This is a genomic window from Vibrio sp. MM46, from assembly GCF_027587135.1.
GTDB classification, from domain to species: domain Bacteria; phylum Pseudomonadota; class Gammaproteobacteria; order Enterobacterales; family Vibrionaceae; genus Vibrio; species Vibrio harveyi.
Map to the genome: position 1 here is coordinate 73,821 of NZ_JAPPTO010000020.1, position 13,688 is coordinate 87,508.

The 13,688-nt window shown below is 42.5% G+C and carries 13 protein-coding genes and 1 tRNA gene; 8 read left to right on the forward strand and 6 right to left on the reverse strand.

The window, feature by feature from the left end; translation table 11 throughout:
- Nucleotides 1-159: 159 nt before the first annotated feature.
- Nucleotides 160-999: an arginase gene (locus OH459_RS20405; protein WP_009696019.1), complete on the reverse strand. Its 840-nt coding sequence runs from the start codon at nucleotides 997-999 to the stop codon at nucleotides 160-162.
- A 6-nt stretch (nucleotides 1,000-1,005) separates the two neighbouring features.
- Nucleotides 1,006-1,740, reverse strand: coding sequence for an IclR family transcriptional regulator (locus OH459_RS20410; RefSeq protein ID WP_005452217.1), 735 nt, complete (start codon nucleotides 1,738-1,740; stop codon nucleotides 1,006-1,008).
- A 449-nt stretch (nucleotides 1,741-2,189) separates the two neighbouring features.
- Between OH459_RS20410 and OH459_RS20415 the strand changes: the two genes are divergently transcribed.
- Entirely contained in the window at nucleotides 2,190-3,659 is a 1,470-nt protein-coding gene (locus tag OH459_RS20415; protein WP_269988395.1) for an EAL domain-containing protein, read from the forward strand.
- A gap of 5 nt (nucleotides 3,660-3,664) precedes the next feature.
- On the opposite strand, the gene modF is transcribed toward OH459_RS20415, so the two are convergent.
- Complete coding sequence (gene modF, locus OH459_RS20420; RefSeq protein ID WP_269988396.1) at nucleotides 3,665-5,113, reverse strand: molybdate ABC transporter ATP-binding protein ModF; 1,449 nt, start codon at nucleotides 5,111-5,113, stop codon at nucleotides 3,665-3,667.
- A gap of 366 nt (nucleotides 5,114-5,479) precedes the next feature.
- Between modF and OH459_RS20425 the strand changes: the two genes are divergently transcribed.
- The 5 genes from OH459_RS20425 (at nucleotide 5,480) to OH459_RS20445 (ending at nucleotide 9,906) form a co-directional block, all read left to right on the forward strand.
- Complete coding sequence (locus tag OH459_RS20425; protein WP_053053380.1) at nucleotides 5,480-6,391, forward strand: DMT family transporter; 912 nt, start codon at nucleotides 5,480-5,482, stop codon at nucleotides 6,389-6,391.
- 111 nt (nucleotides 6,392-6,502) lie between these two features.
- Nucleotides 6,503-7,000 (forward strand): thiol peroxidase, encoded by a 498-nt coding sequence (gene tpx, locus OH459_RS20430; RefSeq protein ID WP_269988399.1) that lies wholly within the window; start codon nucleotides 6,503-6,505, stop codon nucleotides 6,998-7,000.
- A gap of 1 nt (nucleotide 7,001) precedes the next feature.
- Nucleotides 7,002-7,610, forward strand: a complete 609-nt coding sequence (locus OH459_RS20435; RefSeq protein ID WP_053053381.1) for a thiol peroxidase — start codon at nucleotides 7,002-7,004, stop codon at nucleotides 7,608-7,610.
- A gap of 419 nt (nucleotides 7,611-8,029) precedes the next feature.
- Nucleotides 8,030-8,725, forward strand: coding sequence for a response regulator transcription factor (locus OH459_RS20440; protein WP_269988402.1), 696 nt, complete (start codon nucleotides 8,030-8,032; stop codon nucleotides 8,723-8,725).
- Complete coding sequence (locus OH459_RS20445; RefSeq protein WP_269988404.1) at nucleotides 8,722-9,906, forward strand: sensor histidine kinase; 1,185 nt, start codon at nucleotides 8,722-8,724, stop codon at nucleotides 9,904-9,906. The genes OH459_RS20440 and OH459_RS20445 overlap by 4 nt, the downstream gene beginning before the upstream one ends.
- A gap of 274 nt (nucleotides 9,907-10,180) precedes the next feature.
- Here OH459_RS20445 and OH459_RS20450 read toward each other — a convergent pair.
- A tRNA-Ser gene (locus OH459_RS20450) sits at nucleotides 10,181-10,271 on the reverse strand.
- 329 nt (nucleotides 10,272-10,600) lie between these two features.
- Between OH459_RS20450 and OH459_RS20455 the strand changes: the two genes are divergently transcribed.
- Complete coding sequence (locus OH459_RS20455; RefSeq protein WP_005452183.1) at nucleotides 10,601-11,281, forward strand: MaoC family dehydratase; 681 nt, start codon at nucleotides 10,601-10,603, stop codon at nucleotides 11,279-11,281.
- A 64-nt stretch (nucleotides 11,282-11,345) separates the two neighbouring features.
- On the opposite strand, the gene OH459_RS20460 is transcribed toward OH459_RS20455, so the two are convergent.
- On the reverse strand, nucleotides 11,346-12,173 hold the full coding sequence (locus OH459_RS20460; protein ID WP_038897478.1) for a phosphate ABC transporter substrate-binding protein: 828 nt from the start codon (nucleotides 12,171-12,173) through the stop codon (nucleotides 11,346-11,348).
- A 299-nt stretch (nucleotides 12,174-12,472) separates the two neighbouring features.
- On the opposite strand from OH459_RS20460, the gene OH459_RS20465 reads away from it, so the two are divergent.
- Entirely contained in the window at nucleotides 12,473-12,829 is a 357-nt protein-coding gene (locus OH459_RS20465) for a DUF3024 domain-containing protein (protein WP_005452180.1), read from the forward strand.
- A 38-nt stretch (nucleotides 12,830-12,867) separates the two neighbouring features.
- Here the strand turns inward: OH459_RS20465 and OH459_RS20470 are convergent, their stop codons facing one another.
- Entirely contained in the window at nucleotides 12,868-13,662 is a 795-nt protein-coding gene (locus OH459_RS20470) for an AraC family transcriptional regulator (protein WP_050903573.1), read from the reverse strand.
- Nucleotides 13,663-13,688 lie beyond the last annotated feature (26 nt).

Genomic DNA, 13,688 nt, shown 5'->3' on the forward strand with positions numbered 1-13,688 from the left:
AAAACTTGAATGTGATCTTAGTTCAAGATGTGGAGCTGAACTGTGTCGCACTTTTGACGTAATAAATTGTTAAAAAATAATAAGAAAGGGTGATTTTTGTACGAAGTGCAGCAGAGCCAACGAATGGTCATTGGCTCTCAGTTTCAGTAGGCAAAGATATTAGGCTGCGTGATCAATTAAAGGTGCCATTTGGTACAGCTCTTCAAGGATCGCTTTGGTTTGTTTTGAGTATACAAGTCTATCTCGATCGCCGACTAACTGAATGGCTTTTACTTTGCCAGATACCAAGCACAAACGAATGGTGCGTAACACCATTTGAATATCGAGAGCTGGTGTTCCATCAAGGCTGTTTTTGGTTAATAGTGATGCCAAATCAATCGAGACAATCACTTGATTGCAGTGATCTAAGTAGTTACCCATTTGTTGTTTTAGATGGTTGCGGTGACGAAAGCAGAACTCTCGGTCGGTTACCCAGTCACAGCCTTGGTCTTCTGCATATTCCCATACTTCTTGTTTGGTATCTTGCTCACTAGAGCCTGCAAAGAACAATCGCACGTTTTGGTAACGGGATAACGCAAAATGGAACGCAGACCCAACACGAGGCTCAAGTGTTGGGTTTAAATTCATTTTATGACCAATGTGAATAATGCCCACTTCGTCATCATCACAAACGACAACGGGCAGCATAGATAGCACGGCTTCTGTGCAATTGGACAACACAACGGGAACGGAATGACGAGAAAGAGATAAGCTCAGTGCTTCTTGAAAATCACCAGTCTCGATTTGATGATGGGAAAAGTGCCCAAGGTTGGCTGCTGAGCCTTGATCATGTTGCTGATATAGCCAATCGCTGGCATTTTCTAAGCTTTGATCAGCTAATTCAAACGTTCCGCGGCTCATCGGGGCTAAATGCTCACATACCGTCATAAATGAAAAAGGGTAGTGATGAATTGGCTTGTCAGCTCGATGAAATTTGTAACGTTTGAAAAAGCTCAACATGATGAATTACCTTTCTGGCGGCAACGCCCTCGCTGCCTGCAACACATGCAAAATGATACGCTGCTTATCCTTTTCGACTCGGTGAGCCGGAGCCATGACCGAGACGGCGCCAATCAATTTACTTCCTTTCATGACTGGTGCACTGATGCCAGAGACACCAGGATCGATTTCTGATGTACTGACAGCGTATCCGTTCTTACGAATGGTGCTGAGTTCCTGTTCCCACTCGTTGAGACGATGATCTTGACCAAAGTGGCGTAAGATCTTTTCACAACGACTTTGAGGCATGAAAGCCAGCATCACCTTAGATGAGGCGCCACGAAGCAATGGTTGACTTTGACCCTGGACGTAGCTGCATCGAAGCGCCTGCATACTCTCTTTTTGTCTGACACAAAGCGCACGATAACCAGATGGCACCATATAAGCTGCCATTTCGCCGGTTTGCTGAACCAAACGAGCAAGGATGGTTTCTACCATGTCCAAACCGTGTTGAGCGGTCTCATAGCTGTGCATTAACAGCAAGGCGGCAGGACCAACCACAAATGTTTTGTCGTGCACGCTTTCCTCTATCAAGTTCCACTCTTTGAGGAGCTTTAAGTGTCTATAAAGACTGCTTAAAGGCACATTCAGTTGTTCACTGAGTGTTTTCGCAGAGACTGGGAATGGACTAACTGCGACTTGCATTAGCAATTGCAGCGCCTTTTCGTTGACTTGGTTAGCGTTGGCTTTGTTTGTCGTCATGAGTGTGTTGTAACGTGATAATGAGTATGCAACAACTATAATTCTTAGTTGCTGAGAAAAGGAAAATAATTAGAAGTGGATATTCTCATACAGTGAGAAAATGGCATATTAATATTTTAGAGGTAAATTGGCAGCCCTTGTTTGATGGTTACTGTTCTTTAGAGATAGCGAAAGCCAACCAGATTTTGAGTGACCAACCAAACGCAAATTTTATGTGAATTCCTCTTCACGCATCGTACCTGAGTAAAGAAACCTGATAACCTCTGTCTCGCAAATGAGCCACATATCAATAAGTTATTGTTATATTTGCCACTTTGAGTCTTGTTAACCATACTCAATCAGTGGAAGTGCTTTCAGTGGAGTGAATGAAACGTTGTTTCTAACTTGCTGATAAATGAAGAGTAATCGTTTGATATTACTAATTCTGATTGAAAAAAGGCATCTTTTTGATGATAAATAAAGAGCTTTTGAAAAAAGCCGTTATCTACATGCTCCCGCTGCCATTGATTGTTGCGGAGGTGTTTTATTTAGCAAACCAAAGCATTCAGAGAAACCTCGATCATATATTGGATAAAAATGTCCAAGTGGCGGACGAGATCCTCTCTCAGATCAAGACCGAAAATAGGACGGCACTGATTAACCCTGAGCGTTGTGAAGCCCTGCAACAGAACCTGATGTTCGAACGTGACATTGATGAAATGCTCATTGTGAAGGGGGATCAAATAGTGTGCTCGTCAAAACAAGGTGCGATGTCTCGACCTTTGACCGATTACACGCATATTTATAGCAACGGGCAATTGTCTTTCGGTCATCTTAAAGGTTACGAAGAACAGGTTCTTTTTCTGATCACCAAAAGTGAAAAGCGTCCTGAATATAAAGCGATTACTGTCGTTGATCGCGATTATTTTGGCGTCACTGTTGGTTATCGTAACGATGTACGTCTGAAGCGGTCTGCGATGTTTGTTGGCGGAGCGTCGGCATCTAAAAACGCTTCAAAGCACGGACAGAATGCGGTGTCATTAGCCCATTCAAACGAGTTTAATTACGACGCACTGATAGAGGCGAGTGATATCTATGTCGATCAAAAACTGCTTTCCTACGCAATCTCTGCGGTACCTATTTTGTTGGTGTTCTACTTACTCATTGTCGTTATTCATCGTTTTGTTGACCCACAACGTAGTCTGGTTTCCGAACTAAGAAAGGCATTAAAACGCCAAGATCTTTTGCTTTATTACCAACCACAATATGACGCGACAACAGGGCATGCATTTGGTTATGAAGCGTTGATTCGTTGGCCTCACAAATTAAGAGGCTTTATATCACCCGATGAGTTCATTCCTGCGGCAGAAAGCAATGGGTTAGTCGAATCGCTGACCGATTACGTTCTCGAAAAAGTGTCGAACGATTTCTCTAAAGCTAAGTTTGAAACGCCAATTCATTTGGGAGTGAATGTGCCTCCTGGATACCTCGTTGGTTCCCAGGTAATAAGAAAGATCGAGAATATTCATCGCAAGCTCAAAACAAACAATGTCGAATTGAGTATAGAAATCACTGAAAGGCAGTTGATTGATGACAGTGCGAGAAAACACATTGCTGCGCTGCGAGTGCATGGTATACCAGTCCTGATAGATGATTTTGGTACTGGTCAGACAGCCTTAGCAGTCCTTCAGCATATGAAGGTAGACTATTTAAAAATAGATAAGTGTTTTATTGATACTATTGGCATCGATAGCGTGAACTCGACAGTGCTCAACGCTATCGTAAGGCTTGCGGGTGATCTGAACGTAGATCTTATTGCTGAAGGGGTAGAAACAGAGGAACAAGCTGCCCACTTAAGATCGCTGGGCGTAACCCTTCATCAAGGGTACTTGTATGCCAAACCACTCCCTTACGCAGAAGTGGTCAGCAATGCGAAGTAGGCGTCTTATTCGATGTGCCCTTTGTAACATTGAGCCCTTTGATCAAACTTAAACTCGAGATAATTCTGAATGCTGTCTAAGCCATCTTCTTGATAATGGGAAACGTAGAGAAGCTGGCTTAGGTGCTCTTTGGCGATCAGCTCTAAGGTGTTCTTTACTAGCACTCGTCCTAAGTAGTCCAGACCTTGGTAGGGTTCGTCCAAAATCAGCAGGGTAGGCTGTTTTACAATCGCTCTAGCAATCAAAAGTAAGCGTTGTTGTCCGTATTCCAATTGTTTAAACGACGTTTTCTCATACTGCGTCATGTGGAGAATCGTTAGCCATTCTTTGGCTATGCTGATTTCTTTTTTACTTGGTTGTGAATAAAGACCTATTGAGTCATAGAAGCCGGACAGAATCACCTCCAAGGCACTGCAGTTGACTCGGTACTGAAGATGTAACGCCGAAGAAACCATGCCAATGTGTTGTTTGATTTCCCAAATAGTTTCTCCGGTGCCACGCTTCTTACCAAAGATATGGATATCGTTGCTATAGCATTGTGGATGGTCGCCAAATATCAGCCCTAACAACGTGCTTTTACCGCAGCCATTTGGTCCCTTTACTTGCCAATGCTGACCTTTATCTATACGCCAGTTTAAATCAGTAAAAATGGTCTTTTCGGTGTATTCCACCTTACCGTTTTTTAGCTCGAAGATTGGGTTATCGAAGTGCGTTGAATGCTGGTGTTGGCGAATCAACGTCATCATATCTTCGCTTTGCTTCTCGGACTGGGATTTTATTTGCGCGATGATAGGGTGCAGATCCCAACTTTGTTTGTCCATGGTGCTGTCAAGTTTGCCTCCGTTGAACAGCGCAATGCGTTCTATCCAGTCAGGCATGTCAGATTCACGGGAGAAGGTAATCAGCATTTGTACTGATTGAGACAATGTTTGAAGATAAGCCGCTAGTGAAGCACGGTGCGCGACGTCTAAACCAGTGAATGGGTTATCTAACAACACCAAGTCAGGCTTTGCTGCAAGCGCTCTAGCAAGCATTACTCGTCGTGTTTCACCCGTTGAAAGCACTCGAAATCCGCTTTCGGTTAAATGAGATAGGTCGAGGTCTTCAATGAGTGCTCGAGTTAAGTTGTCATCTTGGCTGATCTCAAAAATCAATCGATAAACTGAACTACCTTGGTCAATACGATCAAGAAAGTCTGTATCGTCTTTTTCGATCTCTAACTCCAACAACCTTTGCTGTTCAGAAAGAGATACCTGTGCGATATGATAACCTTCGAGCTTCAATTCGCCTGTTTCTGGCTTGATTTCTCCGCACAGTAGGTCGCCAAGCATTGAGCCAATATCGCCTTCAGAGCTAAAAATTCCCCAAGATTGTCCGGCGTCAATCTGCCAATCGTCGATAGAGAGAGTAGAAGTGTTTTCCTTTGCAGTAAGCTGATGAAATTGAATCGGCATTGTGTATTTCTTCCATGATTTATTGTCGTTTTGTTTGTTATACCAAGCTTACTCTTTCTAATGCCAATGTTTTGCTACGAGAAAAGCCCGTTTATTGGGGGAAATGTGACCTCAAAAGTAGATGCGTATTATTAGTCTTGTTGAGTATTGAGGCTGACAATTCCTTACCCGCACTTACACACCCCGGATTGAATGTTAAAAATGTTATCACTATGGTGACCCTCATTCGGAACTTGGGAGCCAACGTGGACGCTAATGTGCTCCTTAAACCTGACAGTTCTGATAAACGTTACCTAAGTTCTCCTAGATAAGCGGCGATATTTAGTGACGAAAATTTCTTTTCAAGTTTATATAACGAGTTTCAAGATGTTCAAAAACAAATTAACAATATTATTGTTTTTTTCGGTTTGCATAATTTGGGGTACGACCTGGTTTGCTATGGAAGTAGCCGTATCGACGATTCCTCCTTTATTTGCGACGGGAATGCGCTTTCTTATTGCTTGCCCCATTCTAATTTTCTTGGCTAGGCTATTAAACCAACCATTGTTATTTCCAAGAGGTAAAGAACACTGGGTTATTGTGGTCTCTGTTTTTTATTTTGCTATCCCATTTACCTTAATGATTGCGGGCGAGATGTTTATCTCATCTGGATTAGCTTCTATTATCTTTGCCAACATGCCTATTGCGGTCATGATGACATCAATGATATTTCTTGGGCTTCGCTTAGCAGCGCATCAGATATTTGGTGTATTTGCAGCAGTTGTGAGTTTGTGTGTGATTTTGTCGAATGAACTTGCTATCGGAGGAGAGACAATCATTCTTGGTTCCGTTGCGCTGATCACTGCGGTACTGATTCATGCAGTGATGTATGTGGTGGTGCAAAAGTATTGTGCTGATATCCAAGTCATTACCTACAACGCCACACCAAGTTTTATTGCTGCGCTGCTGCTTTTAATCAGCTCATTCCTGTTTGAAAAGCCAAATACCTTGGTGTTTTCTACCCAATCTATGTTGGCTGTTGGCTACCTTGGCGTGTTTGCAAGTGTCGGTGGTATTGTGGCTTACTTTAAACTAGGTAAAGTATCTTCTCCTTTCGTCGCTTCACTGTGTTTTCTAATATTTCCTTTAGTAGCCCTTTCTATCAACGCTCATATGACCGGTAAAGTAATATCGGACCATTCTTTATTCATGTTAATTCCATTGCTCATTGGTGTTCTATTAACCAAGTTGGAATTAAAGGGTCGTGCCCTAAACCCACAGATTCAATCTAATAGTTAGTCTATCACTTACATTTGCTTAGTTTGATTTGTTTTGAACGAGAGTATTATTTCTCCGCGATAAAAATATCGCTCACATAATTACAATTATTAAATACGTAAAGAGGAAATCATGTCGGTAACTTTTCAAGGAAATCCAGTTCGTATCACAGGCTCTTTCCCGCAAGTCGGTCAGAAAGCGCCTAGCTTTACTTTATGCTCAGCAGAACTTAACGATTTTCCGTTAGAAAGCTTAAGCGGTAAAAAAGTTGTACTCAATATTTTCCCGAGTATTGATACACCAGTATGTGCGACTAGTGTTCGTACTTTTAACCAGAAGTTAGCGAAAAAGGAAATTGAGATTCTTAACATCTCAGCGGATTTACCTTTTGCAACAGGGCGTTTTTGTGGTGCGGAAGGCATCGATATTGCGCAAACTGCTTCTTTCTTCCGCTCCCCTTCGTTCACTCAGAGCTACGGCGTGAACATTAGCGAAGGTGCCCTTAAAGGTTTGGCATCTCGTGCGGTTGTCGTCATTGATGAGTCGGGAGCCGTACTTTATAGCGAGTTGGTTAAAGAAATCACTGAGGAACCAAACTACGACGCAGTGATGAAGGCTTTGGGGTACTAGGATGAAATTGGCTACATTATTACTTACCGCTTTAGCTTCTGGTTCCGCGTTGGCTCAATTTATGACAAGCACTGACCACGCAAAGTTGGGGGCAGGTGAGATTGTCACACTTGAGAAAGAGAACACATTCAACCTGATTGGTGAGTCAGTAAAAGTTGGGCAATATATGCCTTCCGCTACTTTACTGACGTCAGAACTGAATTCATACGATACCAGTGCTAAATCTGACAAAGTTAAGATTTATAGCGTGCTTGCTTCTGTCGATACACCAGTTTGCGTTCAACAAGCACTAGAGTTGTCAAAATACATCTCTGCGCACCAAAGTGAGCTTCAGGGTATTGAGTTTTATGCAGTGAGTGCTGATACGCCTTTTGCTCAGCAACGCTTTATAAAAGCCCATTCTCTTAAGAATGCCACTTACCTTTCAGACGCGGCTGAGCATGAGTTTGGTTTAAAAACGGGCTCTCAAATTAAAGAGCTAGGTTTGCTAACCCGAAGCATTGTAGTCACGGATAAAGACAATAAAATATTATTCGTACAACGCGTTCCTGAACTAACGACCATTCCAGATCTAGAAGCAGCGATCAACATCGCGAAACAACACATCTAGTTTTTACTCTTCTGTTGGTTACTTGGCAAAGGAATGCCAAGTTTCTTTAAAACTCTCAAATTAATTTTTCTGTTAATTCAGCATCTTCTCTTAATATCGAGCGCTTTTTCGTCGTGTGCTTACATTCGCTTAAAGAAAGTGAAACCTCACCTCTATACACTGCGCGGCAACCGCTGTTAGTCAATACAAGTAACAAATATGGCTTATACCCAAGCCACCTTGAGATGCTAGGTTCAGCGAGAATGACTTGGTTTGTAGACGCGGCAATGATTCAAAGGTTTAGTGAGCCTAAATCAAGAATCGGCAACAAAGTATCCAAGCCAATACTCTGAATCCTCATCTTGAAGTCACGTAGGTATATATACTTTAAGTCATGACTTTTGAGTTTTAACCGAACGATAAATTTGGAGAACCATTCCATGCCAAACGTCATTATCGTAGAAGATGATCAGCAGTTGAGAGACATGCTGTGTTACTTTCTTTCTACTGTAGAGGGCTATGAGGTCAGTTGCCTTACGTCTGGTGAGAATGCCGTAGAACACATTGTGGAATTAAATCCTGAGTTAGTGTTACTCGATATTCAACTCCCTCATACGTCGGGGCTTTGCGTACTCAAGTCGTTGAGAGAGCAGGGGCATCACTACCCAGTGATTATGATGACTGCCAATGACAATGAAATCACAGAAACCAATGCTTTAGCACTAGGGGCAAATGATTACATTACCAAACCCATACGCACTAATGCTTTGCGAGAGCGAATCAAAAGACAAATCACACTAGCGAGGCACTATTCTCACGAGGTGCTAAGTATCGATGAACGCCCTTTTATACTTGAAAGAAAGGCGACATGTTTGCTCTACGAGCAGGTAAAGATTCCTTTAACGCCTTCAGAGTTTGAGCTGTTAGAAATTCTGTCTAAAGAGAGCCGACCGATTCCAGTACATGAATTATTTGAACAAATTCATGGCTTTTCTTATCACTGTGAAGATCGTTCGGTCTACATGCGAATTTCTTCTATCCGCAAAAAGCTAGCGTCGTTTCTTCCAGATATAGACTTGGTTAAAAACCGCCGCACGAAAGGTTTCTATTTGAACTATCCGGTTGTTGTAAGATGAAAACTTTTATCCTACAAATCTTTGCATCACTGCTGTTGGGGTATGCAATCAGTGCCAGTCTATCTAAACTGTTTATTCAAGATTACAAAAATGCATTAGAAGAGGCGTTTAACTTTCATCGTGTGGAGTTGGTTCTGAATGGTTTTGAGTCTCGTCTTCCCTTGGAAGAACAGAAAGATGCGATTTGGTTGTTTCAATGTGATGTCGCGACTGGTGAGCTACAACGCGTAGATGAAGATGAATACTCGCTGACGAGAAAATATCAAGATCGCCATATTCGAGCGACCTTTAATAGTACCGCTTATCAGAATGATCCCATCATCAAAAAGCTGATGTGGGTTGAGTTGGCTGAAGACTTAATTCAGATTCTATGCACTTTACTGGTACTGGTTGTTTCACTGAGAACGTGGACGAATGGCATTCAGTCTCTCCAGTACCTATCGAGTCGTTATGCCAAAGGTGATTTTAAGGCAAGAACCGATGTCGTTGGTCCGGAGGCGATCAAAACACTTATCAATAATCAACATCAGATGGCACAAGCTATCGACTCTTTGATGACAAGGCAAAAAATGATCTTTGCTGCTCTGCCTCATGATATACGAACTCCACTTTCTGCTATTCAACTTACGAGCGACATGATGGAAGAGGGAGGTGTGGACAATACCTTCTTGGTGAATCGTTTAGGGGCTCAGGTAAACAGCCTAAATACTCTGTGTGAATCGAGCTTACATCTACTTAAAATCTTGAACAAAGAAGTCCCTTTACAACGAGAGTTCATCAGTTTTCAAGCTATTTTAGATCTTGCGTTAGAGGCTCAGGGATGTGAGCGACAAATCAAACGTGTGAACACACAGCAACTTGTATTTACCGACAAGAGGGTACTTAAAGTATTGTTACTCAACATTCTCTCGAACGCGAGTCGTTACAGTCATTCTGAAATCGAAGTTGTATTTATGGCTTATCCAAACGTTGACGTTGTAAAGATCAGTGATGATGGCGATGGTTTTGAACCAGCCACGATTGAGGCTTTCAATAGTGGCAAGGTTAACGACGTTTCACCCAAAGATGGCTTTGGTATTGGTATGTTACTTATTTACGAGCTAGCGAATTACCTGAATGGGCGAGTTCTACTCTCTAACATCAACGCAGGTGGGCAAGTCATATTGATCATGAATCGCTGAATCGCAGGGAGTCTCGACTCTCTTCCCTAGCAGTCACACGGCAAATATGCCGGAGTTCGGGGACGCCTAGTTTGGGTTTGCATTCAAGGAGGGATTTAGTTTAATCCCTTTAAATCACTGAAATACGAAAAAGCCCGCTAATCTCTTAGCGGGCTTTTTACTGGAATGTGGCGGAGTGCTGGGGGCGCACACGACTAGGGATATAGAAATCCCGTAATTTTCCAAATGCTAAAACGACGAAAGCTCGTTGATTTCTCAACGAGCTTTCTTAATATGGCGGAGAGATAGGGATTTGAACCCTAGATACGCTATTAACGTATGCCGGTTTTCAAGACCGGTGCTTTCAACCACTCAGCCATCTCTCCGTTGCGGGACGTATAATAGGGGGAGGCATAAACGTTGTAAAGCATTGTTTTAATGAAAAAGAACTGTTTGCTTGTTTTGTGGTCACACCTATAGACGGATGAAGTCTGATGGAATGCTCAAAAGGGCGCTTGTTACAGTATTTTGTAGAGTATTTACTTTATGTTGTAGTTACTTAATAAAATAGTGTTTTATTGATATCTTTATGAAAAGTAAGAATAAAATGACTTTGAGTAAACATGTGTTCGCCCGAAAGTGTTTGCAACATATTGTGAACTAATTCAAAATTAACTGGTATAGCCAGTTGTGCTGAATTTATCTAAGGGTTTTTATGAAAGTCACGAATCTATTTAAAGACAAAGTTGGTGCGATTTCTGCTCACCAATCAGAGTTTATGAATTGGATGTCTCCAACGCTACGCGATTACTGGAGTGACTTCTTAGGTCGAGCACAAAGCAGCTTCCTATTTTCTAAAGTTCGCGATCACCAGCAACCAGCGGTGAACGAAGAGGTGATCCCTCAACCTGAGCCAATCGTGCTAAAGCCTGAAGCGCAAGTTCTATTTAATGAGCTAAGCGAGAAGGTGGGTGAAGTGATCCATGTAGGTGATTGGGTTCACGTATCTCAAGAGCGCATTAATCAATTTGGTTCTGTAACCGAAGATATGCAATGGATTCATACAGATCCAGAGCGTGCGGCTTCTGAATCTCCATTCAAAACAACGATTGCACATGGCTTCCTAACGCTAGCGCTGTTGCCTAAGTTGACAGATTCTGTGGATCCAGAAAAACCAATGTTCCCAACAGCAAAACTAGTGGTGAACCTAGGTTTGAACCAAGTACGTTTCCCTTACCCAGTAAAAGCGGGCAACAACGTACGTGCATCAAGTACGCTAACTAAAATTACGCCAATTAAGAAAGGTCTTGAGATTGAGCGTGAAATCAAAGTAGAAATTGAAGGCGTACGTCGACCTGGTGCTGTAGTTGTTTCAGTGATTCAATTGCACTTCTAATCGAATTCAAAGATTCAAACGAAAAAGAGAGCCGAAATTGGCTCTCTTTTTTTGTGTCTGCGTTTTATTGATTAAAGCTTTTTACTGGGGTGTAGCCGTAATCTGCAATCGCTTTTTGACCTTGCTCCGATTTCAGGAACTTCACGAAGTCTTTACCCGCTTTATCTAAACCATCCACTTTGTACAAAACTAAGAATGGACGAGCGAGTTTGTAGCTGTGGTTAGCGATGTTAGTTGCGGTTGGGTCTGTACCTTCAAACTGAATGGCTTTTACAGAGCGATCAACCGAGCCTACCGAGATAAAACCAATAGCGTGTGGGTTATGGTTCACAATGGTTTTTACCATACTGTTGCTGTTTACCACCAAGTTGTTCGGATTGATGTCTGATACCAAACGGTCGTTGATGATCTTAGTGAGACCTAGCAAGCTTTCAAAGCTGTAACGAGAGCCAGAAGAGGCTTCACGCGTTACAACGGCGATAGGTTGGTCTGATCCACCCACCTGTTTCCAGTTGTCGATTTTACCTTTGTAGATATTAAACAGTTGTTGTTCCGAAAGGTTAGTTACAGAGTTAGTGCGGTTAACGACAACAGCAAGACCATCATAAGCGATAGGGAATACGTTGAGATCTTCGCCTTTCTCGCTTTCTGTTAGATAACGTGAGCTCATTCCAATTTCAACCACGCCCTTGTTCACCATAGTGATACCAGCGCTTGATCCAATGCCCTGTACTGCAATGTAATCGTCAGGGTGCGTTTTATTATATTCTTCAGCCAGTACATCCATTACGCGTGCCACAGAGGTAGAACCTGAAATGTTGACTTCTTTTGCCATAGCAGAAGGAAGAGACAAAGCCATGGCTAGTAAGGTCGCCACAGAAAGACGTAACATATTTAACTCCAAATACGGTATAAAGCAGCGCTCATCATATTTCGTTCAGGTTACACTTTTGTGAATGGTCGTTGATATCCATAGCGAAAGATCGATTGCACTCACTTTAAGTTGATAACTATCAGTAATGTAGGATGAGTGGATTTTACTGATTTGAAACGAAAGAGGTGACACAGTTAGCTTTTCGGCATCAGATGGGGTGTTATTCTAGGTTTGAGCGGGCGCATGCCCCGATGGTGATTTCTGCCTCTCTCAGGCACTTGGGTATATACTAAGAACAACATATCAGGAGTACGCTCATGTCCGTGTCTCAAATGGCGACCAGTCGCTTGCACAAGTTGGTTCAAACGCTCTGCGCTAGGCGTAATGTCAATTTGCCAGTAGAAGCGATAGGGAAGTGTTTATACGAGCCCATAGAGAACGGTGTAGAGCTTTATCACGCACACTTCTTACTTGATTCACAACACAGTGAATACACGTCTCCCATCGCTAAAATTCTATTTGATGCCAACACTCAACTTTGGTGTTTCTATGTGCCTACATATCGTGGAGAGGAGTTGATGTGGGTGCCTTATGAAAAGCTACCAAGTAGTGAGACGCTTGAGGTGCTTCTCGCCGAATTAGAAAGCGATCCTCAAGCGTGTTTCTGGGATTAACAGATTTCTCTATCTGCTAATGCGTAACATATCAAGCGTTACTTTGCGATTTGGCTACGAAATTCTTTTGGTGTAATGCTATAAATCGATTTAAACGCAGTACTAAAGTGTGCGGCGCTCTTAAAGCCGGATTCAAATGCAATTTGAGTAATCGACTTTTGTGACACTCGCAGTTGTGTTGCTGCGTGATTGATGCGTTTCACCTTCAAAATGTGCGAGAACGAAAGGTTTTCTGCTGCCAGTCTGCGTTTCAATGTCGCGATAGACATGCTCATGTGTGTTGCTAGCGCTTCCAACGTGATGTCTTTCTCGATGTTCTTTTCAATGTACTTAATCGCCTTCTGAGAGGCAGTGAGACTGCTTGCGTCATCAATGATCGATAAGATGTCCGGCTGTACTTCAACCATCAGTGATAACAAGGAAAGCGCAATATGACCCTGGGCGTATTGCGGCGCTTTATTGTCTGCTAACTGAATTAACGTGTCTTTAAGCTTTACAATTGATGATTGGCTTTCTGAAGAGAAAGGGTAGAAGCGACGCTCTTCTGTCTCTGACTGTACGCCTGGATGCGCAGATTTAAACTCGCTAAACAAGCCAATATCAAACACAAGCGCGAGTGCTTTAAACACTCCGGGCTTAGCTTCAGCACTGCGTAGGTCTGCAGAATTATATAGAGTGAAGTCTCCTGCATTTAATTCAATTTGCTCACCACTTGGTTGGTTAATGATGAGTGAGCCTTCTTCAACAACATATAAGCCATTGTGAGTGGCGGTGTAGCGTTCACTTTTGCGGGCAGTGAAGTGATTAAAGCGAATGATCTCAATGTTCGGCATATTCGTTCTTATCTTTTTGCATGACA

Coding starts and splice junctions, on each gene's coding strand:
- OH459_RS20405 (WP_009696019.1), bottom strand. CDS start 999: ATGTTGAGCTTTTTCAAACGTTACAAATTTCATCGAGCTGACAAGCCA.
- OH459_RS20410 (WP_005452217.1), bottom strand. CDS start 1,740: ATGACGACAAACAAAGCCAACGCTAACCAAGTCAACGAAAAGGCGCTG.
- OH459_RS20415 (WP_269988395.1), top strand. CDS start 2,190: ATGATAAATAAAGAGCTTTTGAAAAAAGCCGTTATCTACATGCTCCCG.
- modF (WP_269988396.1), bottom strand. CDS start 5,113: ATGCCGATTCAATTTCATCAGCTTACTGCAAAGGAAAACACTTCTACT.
- OH459_RS20425 (WP_053053380.1), top strand. CDS start 5,480: ATGTTCAAAAACAAATTAACAATATTATTGTTTTTTTCGGTTTGCATA.
- tpx (WP_269988399.1), top strand. CDS start 6,503: ATGTCGGTAACTTTTCAAGGAAATCCAGTTCGTATCACAGGCTCTTTC.
- OH459_RS20435 (WP_053053381.1), top strand. CDS start 7,002: ATGAAATTGGCTACATTATTACTTACCGCTTTAGCTTCTGGTTCCGCG.
- OH459_RS20440 (WP_269988402.1), top strand. CDS start 8,030: ATGCCAAACGTCATTATCGTAGAAGATGATCAGCAGTTGAGAGACATG.
- OH459_RS20445 (WP_269988404.1), top strand. CDS start 8,722: ATGAAAACTTTTATCCTACAAATCTTTGCATCACTGCTGTTGGGGTAT.
- OH459_RS20455 (WP_005452183.1), top strand. CDS start 10,601: ATGAAAGTCACGAATCTATTTAAAGACAAAGTTGGTGCGATTTCTGCT.
- OH459_RS20460 (WP_038897478.1), bottom strand. CDS start 12,173: ATGTTACGTCTTTCTGTGGCGACCTTACTAGCCATGGCTTTGTCTCTT.
- OH459_RS20465 (WP_005452180.1), top strand. CDS start 12,473: ATGTCCGTGTCTCAAATGGCGACCAGTCGCTTGCACAAGTTGGTTCAA.
- OH459_RS20470 (WP_050903573.1), bottom strand. CDS start 13,662: ATGCCGAACATTGAGATCATTCGCTTTAATCACTTCACTGCCCGCAAA.